Source organism: Streptomyces sp. CB03234 (assembly GCF_001905885.1).
In the GTDB taxonomy this organism is placed as follows: domain Bacteria; phylum Actinomycetota; class Actinomycetes; order Streptomycetales; family Streptomycetaceae; genus Streptomyces.
This window is the reverse complement of record NZ_LIYH01000004.1, coordinates 617,743-638,130: the sequence shown is the minus strand read 5'-3', so window position 1 is coordinate 638,130 and position 20,388 is coordinate 617,743. Positions and strand designations below refer to the sequence as shown.

General features: G+C 74.0%; 22 protein-coding genes and 1 pseudogene. 14 read left to right on the top strand and 9 right to left on the bottom strand.

What is annotated here, in order from left to right; genetic code table 11:
* The first annotated feature begins 54 nt into the window (after positions 1-54).
* From AMK26_RS19940 to AMK26_RS19915, 6 genes are all read left to right on the top strand, one after another.
* The gene (locus AMK26_RS19940) at positions 55-615 is read left to right on the top strand and encodes a TetR/AcrR family transcriptional regulator (RefSeq protein ID WP_073756032.1); all 561 of its coding nucleotides are present in this window, start codon (positions 55-57) and stop codon (positions 613-615) included.
* An 11-nt stretch (positions 616-626) separates the two neighbouring features.
* The gene (locus AMK26_RS19935; RefSeq protein WP_073756031.1) at positions 627-1,952 is read left to right on the top strand and encodes a tyrosine-protein phosphatase; all 1,326 of its coding nucleotides are present in this window, start codon (positions 627-629) and stop codon (positions 1,950-1,952) included.
* A gap of 230 nt (positions 1,953-2,182) precedes the next feature.
* A complete protein-coding gene (locus tag AMK26_RS19930) occupies positions 2,183-2,935 on the top strand; it encodes a zinc-dependent metalloprotease family protein (RefSeq protein ID WP_073756030.1) in 753 nt (250 codons plus the stop codon).
* 75 nt (positions 2,936-3,010) lie between these two features.
* Positions 3,011-5,563: an FHA domain-containing protein gene (locus AMK26_RS19925; protein ID WP_073756029.1), complete on the top strand. Its 2,553-nt coding sequence runs from the start codon at positions 3,011-3,013 to the stop codon at positions 5,561-5,563.
* A gap of 9 nt (positions 5,564-5,572) precedes the next feature.
* Positions 5,573-6,355, top strand: coding sequence for a hypothetical protein (locus AMK26_RS37870; RefSeq protein ID WP_073756028.1), 783 nt, complete (start codon positions 5,573-5,575; stop codon positions 6,353-6,355).
* A complete protein-coding gene (locus tag AMK26_RS19915) occupies positions 6,355-7,308 on the top strand; it encodes a serine/threonine-protein kinase (RefSeq protein ID WP_073756027.1) in 954 nt (317 codons plus the stop codon). Before AMK26_RS37870 ends, AMK26_RS19915 begins: the two co-directional genes overlap by 1 nt.
* A 15-nt stretch (positions 7,309-7,323) precedes the next feature.
* Here the strand turns inward: AMK26_RS19915 and AMK26_RS19910 are convergent, their stop codons facing one another.
* Positions 7,324-8,613 (bottom strand): streptophobe family protein, encoded by a 1,290-nt coding sequence (locus AMK26_RS19910; protein ID WP_079277690.1) that lies wholly within the window; start codon positions 8,611-8,613, stop codon positions 7,324-7,326.
* Between AMK26_RS19910 and AMK26_RS38560 the strand changes: the two are divergent.
* Positions 8,605-9,666, top strand: a pseudogene (locus AMK26_RS38560) (DUF6777 domain-containing protein); the annotation flags it as partial. The gene AMK26_RS19910 and the pseudogene AMK26_RS38560 sit on opposite strands and share 9 nt — an antisense overlap.
* Here AMK26_RS38560 and AMK26_RS19905 read toward each other — a convergent pair.
* Genes AMK26_RS19905 through AMK26_RS19895 form a run of 3 tightly spaced genes read right to left on the bottom strand, consistent with a single transcriptional unit; the run spans position 9,621 to position 11,285 of the window.
* Positions 9,621-9,896, bottom strand: a complete 276-nt coding sequence (locus AMK26_RS19905) for a hypothetical protein (RefSeq protein ID WP_073756025.1) — start codon at positions 9,894-9,896, stop codon at positions 9,621-9,623. The pseudogene AMK26_RS38560 and the gene AMK26_RS19905 overlap by 46 nt on opposite strands.
* A 43-nt stretch (positions 9,897-9,939) precedes the next feature.
* A complete protein-coding gene (locus tag AMK26_RS19900) occupies positions 9,940-10,926 on the bottom strand; it encodes a sensor histidine kinase (RefSeq protein ID WP_079277730.1) in 987 nt (328 codons plus the stop codon).
* Between the two features lie 5 nt (positions 10,927-10,931).
* Positions 10,932-11,285: an STAS domain-containing protein gene (locus AMK26_RS19895; protein ID WP_073756023.1), complete on the bottom strand. Its 354-nt coding sequence runs from the start codon at positions 11,283-11,285 to the stop codon at positions 10,932-10,934.
* Between the two features lie 137 nt (positions 11,286-11,422).
* On the opposite strand from AMK26_RS19895, the gene AMK26_RS19890 reads away from it, so the two are divergent.
* Both AMK26_RS19890 and AMK26_RS19885 read left to right on the top strand, forming a co-directional pair.
* Complete coding sequence (locus AMK26_RS19890; protein ID WP_073756022.1) at positions 11,423-12,535, top strand: hypothetical protein; 1,113 nt, start codon at positions 11,423-11,425, stop codon at positions 12,533-12,535.
* Between the two features lie 41 nt (positions 12,536-12,576).
* The gene (locus tag AMK26_RS19885) at positions 12,577-13,425 is read left to right on the top strand and encodes a hypothetical protein (protein ID WP_073756021.1); all 849 of its coding nucleotides are present in this window, start codon (positions 12,577-12,579) and stop codon (positions 13,423-13,425) included.
* A gap of 13 nt (positions 13,426-13,438) precedes the next feature.
* On the opposite strand, the gene AMK26_RS19880 is transcribed toward AMK26_RS19885, so the two are convergent.
* Both AMK26_RS19880 and AMK26_RS19875 read right to left on the bottom strand, forming a co-directional pair.
* Positions 13,439-14,092 (bottom strand): DUF305 domain-containing protein, encoded by a 654-nt coding sequence (locus tag AMK26_RS19880; RefSeq protein WP_073756020.1) that lies wholly within the window; start codon positions 14,090-14,092, stop codon positions 13,439-13,441.
* 93 nt (positions 14,093-14,185) lie between these two features.
* Positions 14,186-14,584: a DUF6153 family protein gene (locus AMK26_RS19875; RefSeq protein ID WP_073756019.1), complete on the bottom strand. Its 399-nt coding sequence runs from the start codon at positions 14,582-14,584 to the stop codon at positions 14,186-14,188.
* 235 nt (positions 14,585-14,819) lie between these two features.
* Between AMK26_RS19875 and AMK26_RS19870 the strand changes: the two genes are divergently transcribed.
* Positions 14,820-15,224: a ChaB family protein gene (locus tag AMK26_RS19870; RefSeq protein WP_073756301.1), complete on the top strand. Its 405-nt coding sequence runs from the start codon at positions 14,820-14,822 to the stop codon at positions 15,222-15,224.
* 59 nt (positions 15,225-15,283) lie between these two features.
* Here the strand turns inward: AMK26_RS19870 and AMK26_RS19865 are convergent, their stop codons facing one another.
* Entirely contained in the window at positions 15,284-15,559 is a 276-nt protein-coding gene (locus AMK26_RS19865) for a DUF1876 domain-containing protein (protein WP_073756018.1), read from the bottom strand.
* 149 nt (positions 15,560-15,708) lie between these two features.
* On the opposite strand from AMK26_RS19865, the gene AMK26_RS19860 reads away from it, so the two are divergent.
* On the top strand, positions 15,709-16,065 hold the full coding sequence (locus tag AMK26_RS19860) for a hypothetical protein (RefSeq protein ID WP_073756017.1): 357 nt from the start codon (positions 15,709-15,711) through the stop codon (positions 16,063-16,065).
* Between the two features lie 33 nt (positions 16,066-16,098).
* On the opposite strand, the gene AMK26_RS19855 is transcribed toward AMK26_RS19860, so the two are convergent.
* Positions 16,099-17,766 (bottom strand): amidohydrolase, encoded by a 1,668-nt coding sequence (locus AMK26_RS19855; RefSeq protein ID WP_073756016.1) that lies wholly within the window; start codon positions 17,764-17,766, stop codon positions 16,099-16,101.
* 79 nt (positions 17,767-17,845) lie between these two features.
* On the opposite strand from AMK26_RS19855, the gene AMK26_RS19850 reads away from it, so the two are divergent.
* Both AMK26_RS19850 and AMK26_RS19845 read left to right on the top strand, forming a co-directional pair.
* Positions 17,846-18,544 carry a TetR/AcrR family transcriptional regulator gene (locus AMK26_RS19850; protein WP_073756015.1) on the top strand — a complete coding sequence of 233 codons (699 nt, stop codon included), beginning with the start codon at positions 17,846-17,848 and terminating at the stop codon, positions 18,542-18,544.
* A gap of 87 nt (positions 18,545-18,631) precedes the next feature.
* Positions 18,632-19,300, top strand: coding sequence for a YqjF family protein (locus tag AMK26_RS19845; protein ID WP_198944133.1), 669 nt, complete (start codon positions 18,632-18,634; stop codon positions 19,298-19,300).
* Positions 19,301-19,320: 20 nt separating this feature from the next.
* Here AMK26_RS19845 and AMK26_RS19840 read toward each other — a convergent pair whose 3' ends face one another.
* Positions 19,321-19,824, bottom strand: a complete 504-nt coding sequence (locus tag AMK26_RS19840) for a DUF1360 domain-containing protein (RefSeq protein WP_073756013.1) — start codon at positions 19,822-19,824, stop codon at positions 19,321-19,323.
* A gap of 117 nt (positions 19,825-19,941) precedes the next feature.
* On the opposite strand from AMK26_RS19840, the gene AMK26_RS19835 reads away from it, so the two are divergent.
* Entirely contained in the window at positions 19,942-20,388 is a 447-nt protein-coding gene (locus AMK26_RS19835; protein ID WP_079277689.1) for a DUF4383 domain-containing protein, read from the top strand.

Sequence of the window (20,388 nt, the reverse complement as noted above, 5' to 3'; positions counted from 1 at the left end):
ACCCTGTCGAGTACCGTACGAGAACGATGGTTCTCCACGCAAGGGAGTGGCGACATGGACACCGAGGCGGCCAGGAGCCGGGTCCTCGACGCGGCCGAGGAGCTGTTCTACGGCCAGGGCATCCAGGCCGTCGGCATGGATGCCGTCCGGTCCGCGTCCGGAGTCACCCTGCGGCGCCTGTACCAGCTGTTCCCGTCCAAGGGCGCGCTGGTCGAGGCGTACCTGCTGCGGCGCGACGCCCGCTGGCGCGCCGGCCTCGCCGCGTATGTGGACCGTGTGGACGGCCCGCCGCGCGAGCGGGTGCTCGCGGTCTTCGACTGGCTGCACACCTGGTTCGAGGAACCGGGCTACCGGGGCTGCGCGTTCATCAACTCCTTCGGGGAGCTCGGCGCCACGTCGCCGGAGGTGGCCGAGGCCGCGCGCCGGCACAAGGAGGAGTTCCGGCACTACGTCACCGACCTGGTGACCGAGGCGGGCGCACCCGCCTCCGCCGGTGCGTATGTGACCCTGCTCGCGGAGGGCGCCATGACCACCGCCGCCCTCACCGGCTCGTCCGGCCCCGCCCGGGAGGCACGGGAGGCGGCGGACCTGCTGCTGCGCCAAGACGCCGCATAGGGTGCCCGGTTGTGACCAGACACCTGAATTTCGAACGGCTGCACAACTTCCGGGACCTCGGCGGGTACGTCACCGGGGACGGCCGCCGTGTGCGGTGGGGGAAGCTGTTCCGCTCCGACTCGCTGGGAAAGCTGAGCGCGTCCGACGGCGGCGCGGACTGGGACCGCTTCCTCGCACTGGGCGTCCGTACCGTCATCGACCTGCGCTACCCGTGGGAGATCGACGCCAAGGGCCGCGTCCCCGACCACCCTTCGCTGGCCTACCACAACCTCAGCGTCGAGCACCGGCCCTACGACCAGGCCGCCCTCGGCCCGGACGTCGAGCCCGGGCCGTACCTCGCCGAGCGCTACCTGGAAGTCGCCCACGACGGCGTCAAGGAACTGCGCCGCGCCCTCGAAGTGATCGCGGGCGCGGACGACGGCCCGGTGGTCTTCCACTGCGCCTCCGGCAAGGACCGCACCGGCCTGCTGGCCGCGCTCGTCCTGGCCCTGCTGGGCGTGGACGAGACCGACATCGTCGAGGACTTCGCCCTCACCGAGCTCGCCACCGACCGGCTGATCGCCGACTGGCGGGCCGCCCACGCCGGACGCCGCCCCGACTGGCCCGGCTACGGACGTGCCCCCGCGGACGTGATGCGCCTGTTCCTCGCCGCCCTGACCGAGCGGCACGGTTCCGTACGCGGCTACGCCGCCGGCCTGCTGGGCGTGGACGACGACCTGGTCGCCGCCCTGCGCGCGAACCTGCTCGACCCGGCCGGGGAACCGCCGCTGTCGTTCCGGCGCGCGGGCGAGGACGACCTGCCCGGCCTGGTCCGGCTGCGCGACGACGCGGCGCGGTGGCAGCTCGCCCACGGGATCGACCAGTGGAAGCCGGGACAGCTCGGCGAGGACCACTTCCGGGCTCGCCTGGCCGACGGCGAGGTCTGGATCGCCACGCTCGGCCCCGGCGGGCCGGTCGCCGGGGCCTGGGAGCTGTGGTGGGAGGACCCCGCCGCCTGGGGTCCGCAGCCCCCGGCGGCCGGGTACGTCCACCGGCTGATGACCGACCGCCGCACCGCACCGCCCGGCACCGGGCGCCGGATGCTCGCCGAGGCGGAACGGCGCGTCGCCGCGGCCGGGCGGAGCCTGTGCCGGCTGGACTGCCTGGCCGGCAACGCCCGGCTGCGCGCGTACTACGAGGCGGCCGGGTACGGCGTCGTGGGCGAACAGGCCGCGAAGGACGGCGGCCTGGGCCATGCGTACGCGGTCACCCTTCTGGAGAAGCGGCTGCCGGGCCGAGCCGCCCCCGTACCGCCCCGCCACCGCCGAACCGGTGAATCGGCGTCACCTGGCGCATAGGGCACGCACCTTCTCGCAAGGACACCTGGGGTGTCCTCTGCGAAAGGATGGAGATGCGCGTTGCCCCTTCGCCACTGAGTGCCGCCGCGCTCGCCCTCGTGCTGAGCACGACCGGCTGCGGCGCACCCGCACATGAGCGACCGTCCGCCCTTTCCGGCCCGCCTGCCGCCGCGCCCGCACGGGAGGGAGCCGGCATGTGCCATGCGCCGGCGATGAAGAAACGTCACTGCATGGGGGTGCCCCGCAGCCACCGCGCCCAGCGGATCGTCACCATCGACCTCCTCGCCGGTTTCACCGCCCGCGCGGCCGGCGAGGCGGGCGGTGAGCCCATCCTGCGCGCCCGGATCCGACGGGCCGTCACCTCCGCCTCCCAGGCGTTCACCGCGAGCGCCGTCCGCGCCCGCCTCCGGCTCACCGGCATCGTCCGCACCACGGTGCCCGCGCGGCTGGACCGGTCCGGTGACGCCCTGTTGAAGGCGGTCGCCCGGCGCGGCGACGGTGTCGCCGACCACCTGCCCCGCCTCCGCGACGACGTGGGAGCCGACCTGGTCACGGTGGTGACGGGCAGCGGCGGAGCCGCCGGACTCGCCAACCGGCCCCGGCGCGTGACGTCCCGCACCAGCGGCCAGAGCTACAGCGTCGTCGCCCAGCAGGCCCTGGCCCACCACTCCCTCGCCCACGAGATCGCCCACAACCTGGGCGCCATGCACGACTACGTCACCGCGCCCCACGGCGCCAACAGCGCCCGCGGCTACTTCCCTCCGTCGGGCAGCTGGTCGACGCTGGAGGCGTACGAGTCCGGTTGCCGCAAGGCGACCGGCGGCCCCTGCCGTCGCGTCAACCGCTACTCCAACCCTCGCCAGACCTACCGCGGCGAACGGCTCGGTACGCCCGTGGGGCAGCCGAGACCCGCCGACAGCGTCCGCGCCTTCAACGCCGTCGTCCGCATCGTGGCGGACTACCGGCGCCGCCCTGCCCGGTGAGACCAGGAAGGCCCGGGAGGCCCGGAATTTCGCACTTCCCGGGCGTATGTCGGCGCGGAAGGATAAAATTCCCCTATGGGAGAGCGGCCATATGTGCCCACCGCGCCCGAGCTGGTCCTCGACATCGACGGGGACTCCACCGTGATGAGTCCGAGTCGGGAGTACCGCATCGGGCGCGACCCAGCGAGCGACATCGTGCTGGCCGACGCCCGGATCTCCTGGCATCACGCGGTGCTGCGCCCCGAGGGCGGACAGTGGACCGTGCGGGACGAGGGCAGTACGAACGGCACCTTCGCCGAGGGCAGACGCGTCCGGGCGTGGGGCGTGGGGCCCGGCAGCGTCATCCACTTCGGGCATCCGGCCGACGGGCCCTGCGCCCTGCTGTCGGCGCCCGAGGCCCCCGAGGCCCCCGACCGCCCGGTAACCCCGGAGCGCCCGGCGCCATCGCCCGAGCGGTCCGCGCCGCCCGCACCGCCTCCTGAGCGAGCCGCGCCCTCGCAGCCCGCGCCTTCCTGGTCCCAGGCCCCGCCCGCCTCGTCACACCCCCCGCCCGTGTCGCACGCCCCGCCCGCCTCGTCACACCCGCCGCCCGTGTCGCACGCCCCGCCCCCCACGCCCCGGCCGTCCTCCGTGTCGCTGCCCGGCGCCACCGGCACGTTCCGGCAGCCGACCTCCGTACGGCCGCTGCCGACGCGGACCGTACGCATCGGGCGCGGCCCCGACAACGACCTGGTCGTCGACGACCTGACGGTCTCCCGCCGGCACGCCGAGCTGCTCGCCCACCCGGACGGCACGTACTGGATCCACGACCTCGGCAGCCACAACGGCACGTTCCTCAACGGCCAGCCGGTCACCCGCGCGCGCGTGACGCCCGACGACATCGTCGGCATCGGGCACTCGGCGTTCTGCCTGGTCGGCGCCCAGCTGGTGGAGTTCACCGACACCGGAGAGGTGTCGCTGGACGTACAGGACCTGGCGGTCACGGTGGACCGGGGCCGCAAGACCCTCATCGACGACGTGTCCTTCCCCGTCGGGGAGAAGTGCCTGCTCGGCGTGGTCGGGCCCAGCGGGTCCGGCAAGTCCACGCTGCTCAACGCGCTGACCGGGCTGCGCCCCGCCGACCGGGGCACGGTGCTGTACGACGGCCGCGACCTGTACCGGGACTACGCCGAACTGCGCCGCCGCATCGGCCTCGTACCGCAGGACGACATCCTGCACCTCCAGCTGACCGTGCGCCGGGCCCTCACCTACGCCGCCGAGCTGCGCTTCCCCGAGGACACCGCCCGCTCCGAGCGGCAGGCCCGGGTGGACGAGGTCATCGAGGAACTCGGCCTCCAGCAGCGCACCCAGCAGCCGATCCACAGCCTGTCCGGCGGGCAGCGCAAGCGCGTCAGCGTGGCGCTGGAGCTGCTGACGAAGCCGTCGCTGCTGTTCCTGGACGAGCCGACCTCCGGCCTGGACCCGGGCATGGACCGGTCGGTGATGCACATGCTGCGCGGGCTCGCCGACGACGGCCGTACGGTCATCGTCGTCACCCACAGCGTGCTCAGCCTCGACGTCTGCGACCGGCTGCTGGTGCTGGCCCCGGGCGGGCGGATCGCGTACTACGGGCCGCCCGAGGACGCCCTGGGGTTCTTCGGCTTCAGCGAGTGGCCCGAGGCGTTCGAGGCGTTCGAGAACGACCGGGACCGCGACTGGGCGGGCCGGTACCGCGCCTCCCGGCTCCACCAGCAGTACATCGCGGGCGCCATGCAGCGGCCGCCGCTGCCCGACGGGGCGGCCGCCGTCACGCCGCCCGCGCCGCCGCCGAAGGCGCAGAGCTGGGGTGCCCAGCTGCGGACGCTCGTACGGCGGTACGCGGCCGCGCTGAGCGCCGACCGGACGTTCATCGCCATCATGATCGCCCTGCCGTTTGTGATGGGGGCGATGGCCCGGGCCCTGTCGGAGGGCGGCTTCGGCCGTGAGTCGACGATGAACGTGCTGCTCATCCTGTGTGTCGGCGGGGTGCTGACGGGCGCCGCCAACGCGGTGCGGGAGCTGGTGAAGGAGCGGACGATCTACCGCCGGGAGAGAGCCGTCGGCCTGTCCAGATCGGCGTACCTGATGTCCAAAGTGGTGGTGCTCGGCGTCATCACGGTCGTGCAGGCCGTCGTCCTGACCCTGGTCGCGCTGATCGGTGTCCCGCTGAACGCCCCGGGCGGCAAGGGCGTGCTGATGCCGCCGCTCGTGGAGATCACGCTGGCCGTGGCGCTGCTGTCGTTCACGGCGATGATGCTCGGCCTGTTCGTGTCCGCGCTGGTGCGCAAGGAGGAGGTCACCATGCCGCTCCTGGTGCTCCTCGCGATCGTGCAGGTGGTGTTCTGCGGCGGCCTGCTGAAGATCCACGGGTCGCTCGTCCTGGAGCAGCTCTCGTGGCTCATCCCGTCCCGGTGGGCGTTCGGGGCGATGGGCTCGACGGTCGACATCCGGCGGCTCTCGCCGACCGACAAGACCGCCGATCCGCTGTTCGAGCACACGCTGGGGACGTGGCTGCTGGACATGGGGATGCTCGTGGTGCTGTCCGTCGTCCTCGGGTTCGTGGTCGCGAAGCTGCTGCGCCGGCACGAACCGGTGATCATGCGAAAGTAGGCACGGCTGATGGTCTTCCCCGGTTCCCCGAGCGCTCCCCACTCCCCCGGCAACGGCTTCCGGCCCAGCCATGTGGTGCCCGCCGAGGGGCTGCCCGCCTGGGAGGCGCCGGATCCGGCACGGCCGACCGTGCCGTTGGACCCGTTCCTGCCCGTGCAGTTGCTGGACCGGGTCGGCGACTGGGGCCAGGTCCTGTGCTCCAACGGGTGGTCCGCCTGGGTGGACGGGCGCCTGCTGGTCTCCGTACCGCCGGATCCCCCGGCGGCGGGCCGGCCGATGGGCACGGCCTCCGATCCGCGGCCGCTGCTCACCCGCGCCGAGGAGGCGGTGGGCCGCTACCGGCGGGCGGCGGAGGAGCTGGCGGCGGGGCGCGTGGACGGCGAGACGTTCCGGCGGCGGACCCAGGGGCTGCGGATCGGCCTGGTCGTGGACGGGGAGTCGCTGTGGATGTACGACGCGCGGCGGGAGCGCTGGCTGTACTGCGACGGCACGCGGCTCAGTACGTACGCGGCCTCGGCCGGCCCGTCGGCGGCCCGGGAGGACGACCGCCCGGCCGGCCCGTCGGCGGTCCCGGACGCCGACCGCCCGGCCGGCCCGTCGGCCGTGGGAGCCGGTACCGGGATCGGCGAGGAGCCGCCGCCACCGGTCGTCCCCGCCCCGCCCGCGGGGTACGAGCCGACGCGGGTGGTCGAGCACGCGGCGGTGCCCGACGCGGGCGCCGAGCCGACGCGGCTGGTGGAGCGCCGCGACGACGAGAACGACGCGCCGGACCGTACGACGGGTGACGGCTGATGGCGGACCGCGTCACGCGTGACGACCTGCCCGCCGGCCGGCCGTCGGGGCTGGTCGGCAAGCAGATCGCGGACTACCGGGTGGAGAGCGAGATCGGGCGGGGCGGCATGGCCGTGGTGTACCGGGCGCGCGACCTGCGGCTGGACCGGGCGGTGGCGCTGAAGCTGCTCGCCCCGGAGCTGGCCCGTAACGACACCTTCCGCAAGCGGTTCGCGCACGAGTCACGGGTCGCCGCCGCGATCGACCACCCGCACATCGTGCCGGTGTTCGAGGCGGGCGAGACCGAGGGCGTGCTGTACATCGCCATGCGGTACGTCGCCGGGCAGGACCTGCGGGCGCTGCTGGACCGGGAGGGCCCCCTGCCGCCCGACAAGGCCGGGCGGATCGCCGCGCAGGTGGCGTCGGCGCTGGACGCGGCGCACGCGCACGACCTGGTGCACCGGGACGTCAAGCCGGGCAACATCCTGGTCGCGCCGGGCACCGACAGCGAGCATCCCGAACACGTCTACCTCACGGACTTCGGTCTGACGAAGAAGTCGCTGTCCCTGACCGGGTTCACCAGTGTGGGCCAGTTCGTCGGGACGCTCGACTACGTGGCGCCGGAGCAGATCTCGGGGCGGCCGGTGGACGGCCGGTGCGACGTGTACAGCCTGGGGTGTGTCGTGTTCGAGACGCTGGCGGGGGTCCCGCCGTTCCGGCGTGACGACGACATGGCGCTGCTCTGGGCCCACCAGTACGATCCGCCGCCGCCCCTGACCGGGGAGCGCCCGGGACTGCCGGCCGCCGTCGACCCCGTCCTGGCGAAGGCGCTCGCGAAGGCACCGGAGGAGCGGTACGACACGTGCCTGCAGTTCGTGGCCGAGCTGCGGGCGGCGCTGGTGGGCGACGGTGGTGCGCGCACACCGCCCCCGGCGCCGCCCGCCTGGGCGCTGCCGGTGTTCCGGGAACTGTGAAGGTGAACCTCAGGGTCACTTCGTGGGGACTTCGCCTTTGCGGCGTACGCGCGAGGCGAGCAGCCCGCCCAGCGAACCGGCCACCAGGCCCCACGCGAGGGCGAGCCCGACGGCGGTCCACACATGGGGCCGTAGCAGCACCTGTCCGCCCAGGTCCTCGATCTCGATGATGCCCAGCACGGACAGGCCGAGCCGCGCGACGACCCGGGTGACGGGGGTGACGACGAGCATCGTGAGCGCGAAGGCGACGCCCAGGTGGAGGGCGTACTGCCACAGCCGGGTGCCGGCGGGCGAGCGGACCGCCATGGCGAAGGCGGCGGCCAGGAGCAGCACGGCGGCGACGGGGATGAGCCACCAGGCCCGCCCGTCGTGCTGGGCGAGGGCCGACACGTTCAGCGTGGTGTTCTCGGAGCCGCGCAGCGCCTGGTCCAGGACGTGGGGCATGGGCAGGCCGAACGGGCCCTCGACCCTGCCCTCCCAGGAGGCGCCGATGCCGAGGCCCAGGGCGAGCCAGACGACGTTGGGCAGGCCCAGCAGGATCACGGCGAACGTCTCGGCGGCATGGCCCCTGGTCGCCGCCACGACCAGGCCGACGACCAGGCCGACGGCCACGTACGCGAGGAGCAGGAGCAGCATGGCGAAGGCGGCCGGGCGGACCGGTTCCTGGTAGCGCAGCAGCCGGGCGGGGAGCGGGGCCTTGCGGGAGACGAGCAGGGCCATGGCGAGGACGCCGAGCAGCCAGATCAGGCCGAACAGGAGCGTGAGCCCGGTGTCGGCGCGGAAGCCGACGGTGGGGGTGGCGTCCAGCAGGCCGCCGATGATGTCGATGGGCGAGTCGGGCGGCGCGATGGGGAACGTGTGCCGGGCCAGTGCGGTCAGCGCGGCGAGCGCGGCGAGCCACAGGACGGCCGTTCGGGCGACCCGTCCGAGGAGTTCACCGGTGGAGGCGACGGCGCGGTGCCGCAGCGGCCGGAGGAAGCAGGCACCCGCGACGAGGGCTCCGGTGAGGGTCACGGACAGCGGCATGAGGGTGAGTTCCGCGTCCGTACCGGCGAGGCCGCCGGCGTCTCCGGCGACGTCCACCGATCCGCCGGCGGCGATGACGACGACGGCCGCGACGACGTGCGGGAACGCGCCGTCCGGCAGGTCGGTGGCGCCCGCCGCCCACAGGCCGAGAGCGGCGACGACGGCCATGGCGACCAGGGCGGCGAGCACGGTGACCAGGGCGTCGCCCCAGTCGCGCACGGCGCCGCGTCCCCCGCTCGGTGCGGGGCTGCTCGGTGGGCGGGGTCCCTGATGGCTCACGCTGCCACGTTAAGGGTGCCGCCGGGAGCCCGCCTGCCGACGGTGGCGGCGTGTCCCTGTGGCGGCCTGTCACTGCGTGGACGCTGTCCGCTTGCGGGGCGGGCCCGTACGGGACACACAATGGGCGCGGTACGGAAGAAGGGAACAAACGTGACTTCCCAACCGCCCTCCGAACGCCCCACCGGCCCTCCTCCGGGCCCCATCTCGGGCGCCTCCACGCACCCGCAGGGTGGCCCTCCGCCGCCCACCGCCCCAGGAGGCGAGGGGCCGGGCGGCCCCGGCGGCCCCGGTGGCGGCGGACCCGGCGGGGGCGGCGGTCCCGGTGGCGGCGGTCCGGGTGACGGGGGCGGCGGAGACCGCCCGTGGTGGCGGTCCGTCCCGCGTATCGCGATCGCGGCCGCCGCGCTCGTCGTGGCGGTGGTGGTCGCCGTCGTCCTGACCCGCCCGGGCGGCGGTGACGGGGACGGCGGGGGCGGCGGCGGGGGCGGCACGCTCTCCCTCCAGAACGCCGCGGCCACCGGCCCGGACCCGTTCACCGATTCCACGGCCCGCGACCCGGTCGACTCGCCGTCCCCCACCGTCCAGGTGCCCACGACCGCGCCGCCGCCCGGCGACAACGCCGTACGGCAGTACGACGGTTCGCGGCGCGGCCTGTACGGCGGCACCAAGAACGTGGCCAGTTGCGACGTCGAGCGTCAGATCGAGTATCTGGCGGCCGAACCGGCCAAGAACCGGGCCTTCGCCACCGCCTTGCGCATCCAGCCGCCCACCGTGCCCGACTACCTGCGGTCGCTGACCCCGTTGCGGCTGCGCGCGGACACCTGGGTCACCAACCACGGTTACCGGGACGGGGCCCCACGGGCGTACCAGGCGGTCCTCCAGGCCGGTACCGCCGTCCTGGTCGACAACCGCGGGGCGCCGCGCGTGCGGTGCGCCTGCGGCAATCCGCTCGGCGACCCGGTCGTCACCAGGACCGCGCCGCGGCCCGTCGGCACCCCGTGGCCCGGCTACCGCATGTCCAACACGGTCGTCGTCAAGCCCGCCACCCAGGTGGTGAAGGTCTTCGTCATCGTCGACATCGACACCGGCGAGTGGATCGCCCGCCACCGGGGCGACTCCAACGCCGACCGGGACAAGGAGACGAAGGCGCCGACGATCAGCCCCACCGACACCGCGACGTCCCCTCCCCCGTCGTCGCCCACGCCCAAGCCGCCGTCCTCCCCCAGCCCGGAGACCCCCGAGTCCCCGGTGAGCCCGGAGACGGCGGACACGGAGACGACCACGGAGCCGCCCCCCCGGCGAGACCACCACCGAGCAGTCGCCCGACTACGGCTCGCCGCCGGCCCCCGCCTCACCGGCGTACTGACCACGCGGCTCGGCACCCCGGACCGGCGGCCCGAAGTAGCACCGGACGGTGGTGCCGCCGGGCGCCGTGTGGAGGCGTACGAGATCGGCGAGGTAGTTGACCAGCAGCAGGCCGCGACCGCCGAGCTGGCCGGGTTCGGCGGGGCGACGGCCGGCGAGCGGGTCGGTCAGCCTGCCGCGGTCCTGCACCTCGCACACCACCTGGCCGTCCTCGGCCCACAGCCGCAGCGTTCCCGTGCCGCCGCCGTGGATGACGCTGTTGGTGGTCAGCTCCGAGACCGCCAGGGCCAGGTCGTCGCGCCGCTCCGCGGACAGGCCGAGCGTCTCGGCGTGGTGAGTGGCGAAGCTACGCGCGTCAGGCAGCAGGTCGGCGTCGTAGACCAGTTCGCGGACGCCGGGGGGACGGGCCAGGGGCAGGTTGTAACCGGCCACGACCCGGTCGGGCGCGTACGCGTCGCTGGCCCGCTCGACACCGTCCTCGATGAGCAGCGGATGCGTGACGCGCGCGTCTGCCAGCGCCACCGCGTCCAGCCCCGAGGTGTCGTACGGGCACAGGATGGTGGCCGCGCGGCCGGTGAACGCGTGGTTGATCAGTGCCTCGTGCTGCGCACAAGCCGGGTACTCGTCGGGGGTACGCCCCTGCCAGATCGGCTCACCGATGATCCGCACGCGGCGGCCGGGGTGGGCGTCGGCGAACCCGCGCAGCACGCGCGGGATGATCCGCCCGGGGTTGCGGCCCGCCTGCTCCATGTCCAGCAGGCGTACGCGGTCGGCGTCGCCGCCGAGCACCTTGCGCAGCAGGGTGAGCCTCTCTCCGGGAACGGCCACCGCGACCGGTTCACCGGCGGCGAGGCCCGCTTCGATGAACGGTACGGTGCCCGCCAGGTACCCGGCCTCGTCCGCGTAGAACAGGGCTGGGTGCGTGAACGGATCGGCCGTCGGCGCCATGTCGTTCACTCCACCACCTCGATCGCATCGAGTTCCGGCCAGAACAGCTCCAGCACACGGCTCAGGGACGGCGGCGGGTTGCGGACCACGATCCGCCGGCCTCCGGGCAGGCGCTGCGCCGTGCGTGCGAGCGTGGTCGCCCCCGCCACGTCGACGAAGCTGAGACCCGACAGGTCCATGTGGATGTCCCCCTCACGCTGGATCAGCCGGCCCAAAATGCTCTCCCACTGCGTGAGCGTGTCCAGGTAGACCTGACCCGACACGTGGACGCATCCCGCCCGCCCGGTCTCGTCCGCCGCCAGGGGGCGGCGTGGACGTCGTCCGGACGCGGACCCGTCCTCGGTGTGCAGCACCGCCATAACCCCTCCGCGATCTCCGTCCGGCCCCTCGACGGTACCTCCGACTCCGCTCCAGGCGAAGCCGGTTCCGTTCCCCGGCCGGGTCCACGCGCGCGTTCCGGCCTTTTTGGGCGATATGTTCGCTTTAGCCTGACGGCATGTCCGATACGCATGATGCTGCCGACGCCAAGGAAGTCCAGGGCCCGCAGGAAGGCCGGGGCTCGCACGGCGCGCACGGGCGCCCGCCGACGCGGGCCGACAGGTGGGCGGCGTTCAGGGAGTCGCCCTTCCTGCCGGCCTCCGTGCTGGTGCTGATCCTGGCCGTGGCGGCCGCTCTGTTCGCCGGCTCGTACACGTACACCATGGCGAACCCGACGCCGCGTCACATCCCCACCGCCGTGGTCGGCGCCACGGACACGGCGGAGGGCAGGAGGTTCGTCGCCGGCATGGAGCGGGCGCTGGGCGCCTCGCTCAAGCTGCGCCGGTACGAGAGCGGGGCCGAGGCGCGTCGCGCGGTGGAGGAGCAGGAGGTGTTCGCGGTCCTCGCCGCCGGGCCGGCCGGCACCGGGGTGCGGCTGGACGTGGTCGGGGCGGCGGGGGCGTCCGTGGCGCAGGTGCTGGCCGAGGCGGGGGCGGCGGTGGGCCGGGCGACGGGCGTGCGGGTCGCGGTGCGGGACGTCGAGCCGCTGCAGAAGGGCGATCCGCGGGGGCTGGCGCTGTTCTACATCTCGCTCGCCGCGGTGATCATCGGCTTCGTGGGGGCGATCCAGCTGAGCGTGCACGCCCGCGCGCTCGACCCGGCCGAGCGGATCGCCTTCACGGTGGCGTACGCGCTGCTCGGGAGTTTCGCGATCGCCGCGACCGTCGACTGGCTGCTGGGCGCGGTCGATCTGCCCTTCGTGGAGTCGTGGCTGATCCTGGCCCTGACGATGTTCACCTCCGGCATGGTCTTCACCATGTTCAACACCCTCATGGGGCGGTGGGCGATGCTGCCGACCTGGGGCCTGATGGTGCTGCTCGGCAACCCGTCGTCGGGCGGTGCGGTCTCCTGGCCGCTGCTGCCGTCCGTACTCGGCCACATCGGGCGCTGGCTGCCCCCCGGCGCCTCGGTGAACGCCCAGCACACGGCCGTGTACTTCGGCGGCCACCAGCACCTGTTCCCGTTCGCGGTGCTGGGCGCGTGGGCGCTGGTGGCCTGCGGCGTCTTCTGGTTCTGGCGCCACCGCCACCCCGGCGGCCGTGACCGGGCCCCGGCACACGCGGCGGCCTAAACTGGCAGTGACCGTCTTCTTCGTGGGGGGCGGGAGGCACCATGGGCGCCAGGGTGATCTACGTCCACGGCACCGGCGACAAGGTCCGTCCGGAGCTGTTGAGGTCGCGGTGGGACAACGCGCTCTTCGGCAGGGACACGGGCGAGACGTCCCTGATGGCGTACTGGGCGCCCGTACGGTACGAGGCGCCGCTGCCCGACGACGGCGCCGGGGACGAGGTCCCGCCGTCCGTGCGGGACGAGCCGCCCGAGGAATTCGTGGCGCGCACGCTGGGCGAGGCGTGGTTCGAGTCGGGCGGCACCGCGCCGGAGGGGCCCTGGACCGGGGAGCCGGGCGACCCGCTCGGCGGCTGGCTGCGGGACATGACGTACCTGGCGGACACGATGGCCGCGTCCGTGGCGTCCCGCAGAGCGGTCCTGCGGACCCTGGTGAAGCACACGTTCAAGGACACCCACGCGTACTTCTTCGGAGGAGCCGGGGACGCCGTCCGCGATGTGGTCACCGCGGCGCTGGACAAGGCGGAGGACGCCCCGCTGGTCGTCGTGGGCCACGACCTCGGCTCGGTCGTGGCCTACGAGGTGCTGGCGGAGACCGGGCGGGAGACGGAGCTCTTCGTGACCGCCGGCTCCCCGCTGGGCGTCGCGGAGGTCCAGGACCACCTGGCCACGCGGCCCGCGGTGCCGCCAGGCGTACGTGCCTGGCTGAACGCCTCGGACCTGCGGGACCCGGTGGCCCTCGACCACACCGTGCGCCCCGAGTACGCCCCGGCCGACCGCGTCACCGATGTGCTGGTGGCCAACGACAGCGCGGACCATCACGGCATCGCCGCGTATCTGGGCGACACGCGGGTCGGGGACGCCTGCCGGGAGGTGCTGGAGCGCCTCGGGTAGGTGCCGCGCGGGTTCAGCCCGTGCCGAGCAGCTTGTTCATCCGGGTGATCTCGGCGGACTGGGAGGCGATGATGTCACCGGCCATGTCCTTGGCCGGCTGGTAGGAGCCCTTGGCCTGCTCGGTCCTCGCCATGGCGACGGCGCCCTGGTGGTGCTTGATCATCAGCTTCAGGAACGCGGTGTCGAAGGCCTTGCCCGAGGACTTCTCCAGCTGCTCCATCTCCTGCTCGGTCATCATCCCGGACGCGCCGTCGCCGTGGCCGGAGTGATCGGCCGACGCGTCCTCGCCGGGCACCTGCTCGCCCCAGGAGGTGAGCCATCCCGACATCGTGCGGATCTCCGGGTCCTGGGCCTTCCTGATCGCGGCGGCGAGCTCCTTGACCTCCTTGGCCGAGGCCCGTTCCGCCGCCATGTCGGCCATGTCGACGGCCTGGCGGTGGTGCGGGATCATGCCCTGCGCGAAGGCCACGTCGGCGGCGTTGTGCTCGCCCCGCTCGGCGGACGGGGAGGAGGTGGCGGGCGCGCTGCCGTGACCCGCGTGGCCGGAGGAGTCGCCGCCGTCGGTGCCGCAGGCGGCGAGTACGAGGGCGGCGGTGACGGCCGCGGCGGAGGCGGCGGCCTTACGGGTACGGACCTTACGGGTACGGAGAAGACGTCGTGCGGTCATGGTGGTGCGACTCCTTGCGTGCGTATCAGGGATTGACTCGCGGGCACGGCGCCGCTCCTCGTGGGGAGGAGCCGGTGCGCCGCGCGGGCGTCCCTATATGCGGAGGAGTTGCAGCTGGGCCAGGTCCGGCGGAGCGCGGTCGGTCGCCGTCGCACCGCCGGCGCGGGCGAGGAGCGTGACGTCGGCCCCCGGCGCGCCGGTACCGGCGAGCAGGGGCGGCTGGGCGGGTGCGGTGGAGACGCCGCCGGCCGCGCACGTGGAGTCCGCGTGCTCGGCGTGGCCCGCCCCGCTGTGGCCCTCGTCCACGTGCTCGCACGCGTCCCCGGCGACATGGGCGTCCTGACGCGCGTGCGCATGACCGGTGGCGGCCGGGCCGAGGGAGCCGGGCGCCAGCCCGTGCATGGCGAGCACCCCGGCGAGTACGGCCAGGATCAGCAGCGCCCTGCGGTACGCCGGGGGGCGTACGTGGCTGCGGTGCTGATCGGGGCTCATGGCCCTCATCGTAGAGGCCTGCCTTCCGCGCAAGCCGGGGCCCCCGGACAGTACGACCCGTCCGGGGGCCCGGCCCAGCAGCCCCATGGGCGGGGCGCTTGGAGTTAACGGGTCCGACTCTGCCAGCAGGGTGCGCCTGGCGTCGGCAGGACCGGCGCGGACACGGTGTCGCGTCACCCGTCCGGCGTTTGTCGCGGCGCCCGGCGGGTCACTCGTGGGGCAGGAGGTGATCAGCGTGCCGGGAGAGCAGGAGCTGCCGTCGACGCTGCGGCGCTCGCCCAGGAGCGCGCAGCGTACGTGGGTGAAGGCGCACGACTCGGCCGTCGAGGAGTACGGGGAGGGCGAGCGCGCCCACCGGGTGGCCTACAGCGCCCTGAAGCACACGCACGAGAAGGTGGGCGACCACTGGGAGCGCAAGGAGGGCGGTCGCAAGGGTCCGTCGGATCCACTGGCGGCGCGCCCCAGGGAGCAGGGCGGCCGCAGTGGTGAGGGGGTCGACGAGAACGCGTCCAAGCAGCACCTCTACGAGCTCGCGGGCAAGCTGGACATCGCGGGCCGGTCGCGGATGTCGAAGCCGGAGCTGCTGGAGGCCATCCGCAAGGCGAACAGGTCGCAGACGCGCCAGGCGCGGTCGTCCTGACGGCGCCGTGGGGCGGGCCGTGGCCGGACGAGGGCCACGACCCGCCCCTTCGCGCGTGCTCACATGGCCAGGTGCGCCGGGATGTGCGTCACCTCCTCGATCTCACCCCCGGCCTTCTTCATCAGATTTCGGGAGAGTTCGTTCAGGCAGCGGGCCGCGGCGATCTCCTCGCCGACGCGCTGCTGCTCCATGTCGTCCGGGTGCCGCTTGGCGTGGCCGTGGGCGCGCATCTCGGTGCCGTCCGGGAGCCTGACCATGCAGGCCGCCCGCGTCTTGCCCGCGACCTCGTCCTCGGTGAACTCGATGTCCACGTGCCATCCGACGATCGTCTTCATCACTCACACCTCCAGGTCACTGCGTCACTCCTCCAGCGTGCACCTGCGGGTACCCACGCGCCCATCCGGGTGACACGCCGTTTCGGCCGCGTGCTGAACGGGATCCGGGAGCCTTCCGTACTGGAGCGCAGGCGACGACAGGAGCGGCGATGAACGAGCGCGACGAGGCGACGGTGCGAGGACTTCCGGACGGCGGCGCGGAGGTGTCGGTGGTACTGCGGCTGCGCTGGGACGACATCACGGCGCTCGGCCGGGAGGCGAGCCGGCTGGCCGAGCAGCGCGGTGCCCCGGTGAGCCTGGACGACGCGGTCAGCCATCGGCTGCGTACCTGGTCCTCGGTGGCGAACGCCCCCGACGAGCGGAGCAAGGCGGCGCCGCCCGCCCCGGCGACGGCGGCGATCTCCGGTGGCACCGGGGCCACCGACCGGGCCCGGCACCAGGTGGGGCACCTCGGCGACACGGGCCCGGTGGCGTCGATCACGGCGCACCCCGCGCGGCAGGCATAGGAGGACGGGCCGGGCCGAGGCGGGGCGCGGCGGTCACGCGTCGTCGGCCGCGTACACGCGCTCACCGCCCACGTACGTGAGCGCGACCGTGGTCTCGGCGATGGCCTCCGGCGGCCCGGCGAACGGGTCGCGGTCCAGGACGACCAGGTCGGCCAGGGCCCCGGTCCGTACGCTGCCGGTGTCGTCGAGGTGGTTCACGTGGGCCGAGCCCGCGGTGTACGCGGTGAGCGCGGCGGTCAGGCCGATGCGCTGGCCCGGCAGGAAGACCGGCCCGGCGTCGCCCGGCAGGACGCGGTTGACGGCGACGTGGATCCCCTCGATGGGGTCGGGGCTGCTGACCGGCCAGTCGCTGCCCGCGGCGAGGGTCGCCCCGGCGCGCAGCAGGTCGCCGAACGGGTACTGGCGGGCGGAGCGTTCCGGGCCGAGGAACGGGATGGTCAGGTCGTCCATCTGGGGTTCGTGCGCGGCCCACAGGGGCTGGATCGTGGCGGTGGCGCCGAGCCGCGCGAAGCGGGGGACGTCGTCGGGGTGGACGACCTGGAGGTGGGCGAGGTGCGGTCGGGTGTCGCTGGGGCCGTTGTCGCCGCGGGCGGCCTCGACGGCGTCCAGGGCATCGCGTACGGCGCGGTCGCCCAGCGCGTGGAAGTGGACCTGGAAGCCGAGGGCGTCCAACTCGGTGACGTACCGCGGCAGCAGGGACCGGTCGATGAAGCTGGTGCCGCGGTTGGCGGTGGCGCAGCCGCAGCGGTCCAGGTAGGGGTCGAGCAGGGCGGCGGTCCCGTTCTCGGCCACGCCGTCCAGCATCATCTTGACGGTTCCGGCGCGGAACCGGCCGTGGCCGAGGGCGTCCCGCCGTTGGAGGAGGTCCGGGATCTGCTCGGCGCCGCGTGCGCGGTCCCACCACAGGGCGCCGGCGACGCGGGCGGTGAGGGAGCCGTCGCGGGCGGCGGCCAGGTAGGCGTCCGAGGGGTCGTCCATGCCGAGGAACGTGCCGACGAGGGCGTCCTGCCAGGCGGTGATGCCGAGGGCGTGCAGCGTGCGCTGGGCGTGCAGCAGGGCGGCCATCCGGTCGGCGGGGGTCGAGGGCGGGGTGAGGCGCCCGACGAGTTGCATGGCCCCTTCCTGGAGCATGCCGGTCGGTTCGCCCGACGCGTCGCGCTCGATGCGGCCGTCGGAGGGGTCGGGGGTGTCGCGGGTGATGCCCGCGAGGGCCAGGGCGCGGCTGTTGACCCAGGCACCGTGGTGGTCCCGGTTGGGGAGGTAGGCGGGGCGGTCGGGGACGACCGCGTCGAGGAGGCCCTTGGTGGGCATCCCTCCGTCGAACGCCTCCATGGACCAGCCGCCGCCGGTGATCCACTCCCGGTCGGGGTGGGCGGCGGCGTACGCGCGTACGGCGGCGAGGGTGCCGGCGGCGGTCCTCGCCCCGGTCAGGTCGCACCGGGTGAGCTCCAGGCCGGCCGGGACGGGGTGGACGTGCGCGTCCTGGAAGCCGGGCAGCAGGAGACGGCCGGCGAGGTCGACGACCTCGGTCTTCGGGCCGATGAGGCCGTGCACGTCGTGCGCGTCGCCGACGGCGCTGATCCGGTCGCCGGTGACGGCGACGGCGACGGGGGCGGCAACGGGGCCGCCGGTCGCGGGGGTGGCGGGAGCGAGGACGGGGCCGCCGGTGAACACCAGGTCGGCGTGGTGAGGGGTCCGCATGGGACGCATCGAAGCGGGGCGACGCACCACAGGTCAATGGCGTTGACATAAGCGCGCCCGGTCCGCGACCCTCGGTCCGGTGACCGACCGAGTCGTACCCGGCCCGGCCCGACGGCGCCGCCGCCCGACCAAGCGGGGCGTCGTCCTGTCCGAGCGGCTGATCGTCGAGACCGCCCTGCGCCTCATCGGCGAGCACGGCGCCGACGCGCTCACCGTGCGCCGGCTCGGCCTGGCGCTGGGCGCCGACCCCAGTGCCCTGTACCGCTACTTCCGCGGTACGGACGACCTGCTGCTCGCCGTCGCCGACGAGCTCATCGGCCGTTCGCTGGCCACCTGGCGCCCCACCGGCGACTGGCTCGAGGACCTCCGGAGCCTGGGGCTGCGCATCCACGCCGGCGCCCTCACCCATCCGCAGGCGGCGGTGCTCGGTGCGTGCCGGGTGACGGGGCGCGGCCATGAGATCCGGGCGGTGGAGACCATCCTCGGCATCCTGCGCGGAGCCGGGTTCCCCGACCCGGAGGCGGTGCGGCTCTACCACGCCTTCGTCGACCAGGCGCTGGCCTTCGCCGCCCTGGACGCGGCGAACGCGGCGCTCCCCCGGTCCGCGCGGGAGGCGGAGGCGGAGGTATGGCGTACCACGTACGCGCGGCTGCCCGCCGCGACGCACCCCCATATCGCCGCCACGTCCCGCCACTTGGTGACGCAGATGCCGCGCAGCGCCTATCCGCTCGCCCTCGACCTGCTGCTGTCGGCCGCGGCCGGCCGGCTGGGCCGGTGAGAGGCGGAGGACCGGAATACCGGGCCCGGTCCGGGGCAGGCGCCGGGTGTGGCATCCGTCCGCGCGGAGGAGCCGGTCACGGTCCCCATGCTGACCGCGAGGTGGCTCAGCCAGTCGTTCGTGCACTGGGCCCATGCGCCCGAGGAGGTCCAGGCGCTGCTCCCGGACGGGCTGGAGGTGGACCTCTTCCAGGACGCGGCATGGGTGGGCTTCACGCCGTTCGTCATGGACTCGGTGAAGGCGTTCGGCGCTCTTCCCGTACCCGGACCGGCCTTCTTCGAGACCAACCTGCGCACCTATGTGCGCCTGCCGAGCGGCAAGGACGGCCTGTGGTTCCTGTCCATCGAGGTGGGGAACCCGCTGATGCTCGCGGCGCGGGTGATCGGTGTGCCGTATCACCTGGGGGATCTGGAGGTCGCGAAGGACGGCCCGCTCGTGCGGTACGCGGGTGTGCGGCGCGGCGGCGCGCCCCGGCCGTCGTACCGTCTGACGGTCCGTGTCGGCGATCGGGTGGCGGAGCCGACGGAGCGGGACGTCTGGCTGACGTCACGGTGGAGGGCCGTCACGCGGCGGGCGGGCGCGCTGTGGGAGACGCCGGTCGAGCATGAGCCCTGGCCGCTGGCGCGCGCCACCGTGCTGGAGCTGGAGGAGTCCCTGACCGCCCGTGCGGGCCTCACGCCCCCGGCCGGTGATCCGGTCGTGCACTTCTCGCCGGGCGTGGGGCCCGTACGGCTCGGGGTCACCCGCCCGGTATGAGCGGGCCCACCGCCCCCGGGTCAGTCCTTCGTGGCCTTGTCCGTCAGGAGGGTGTACGCCAGTTGCAGCGCGTCGGCCCCGGCCACCGTCGCCACGGCGGCCACCGCGGTGCGGGTCGCGCGCGGCCACAGCACCCGGCATGCGGTGAACGTCGTCCCCACCCAGACGCTCATGCAGAAGGGGCAGGTCACCAGTTCCCCCGCCGTCTTCCTGCGCCCGCCCCTGGGCGTCTCGCTCAGTTCGGCCGGCCCCTGGTGGCCTTCGTACGTCGTGAAGGGCGCCCGCAGCGGGCTGGTGACCACGCCCTTCGTGAGCAGCCGGCTCAGCCGGAACGTCGCCACCGACGTGAGGGCGACGTCCCACGGCTCCGCCCGGTCCGGCAGCGCGGCGCCGCTGCGCCGGATGGCGGCCGCCCAGCCCGTCACGTAGGCGCCGTAGCCGGCCATGGCGGCCAGGTATCCGCCGAGCGGGCGGTTGCGGGCTCCGGCGTAGGCGCGGCGGGTATGTCGGAGAAGTTCGACCATGCGTGCCGACTGCCACCCGGATGTAAAAGCGGGATAAACACGTCCTACCCGGGTACGCACGATTCAGGGGGGTACGGGCGGACCGCGAGGCCGCCCCCACATGAAGGAAGCCCGATCATGAACAGTCTTCGTGGTACGACTGCGGCTCCCCGGACCCCCGTGCAGCAGGCCGCGCTGCTCGTGGGTGCCGTCTTCCTGCTGGTGGGCGTCCTGGGGTTCATCCCCGGGATCACCACCGACTACGACGCGATGAAGTTCGCCGAGCACGACTCCGAGGCGAAGCTGTTCGGCGTGTTCCAGGTGTCCATCCTGCACAACCTCGTCCATCTGGCCTTCGGCCTCGCCGGCCTGTCGATGGCGCGCGCCGTGTCGACCGCCCGGACCTTCCTCGTCGTCGGTGGCGTGATCTACCTGGCGCTGTGGCTGTACGGGCTGTTCATCGACCACGACAGCGCCGCCAACTTCGTACCGGTGAACACGGCCGACAACTGGCTGCACTTCGCTCTCGGCGCCGGCATGGTCGCCCTCGGCGTCCTGCTGGGCCGCCGGCGGCTGGTCCCGTGA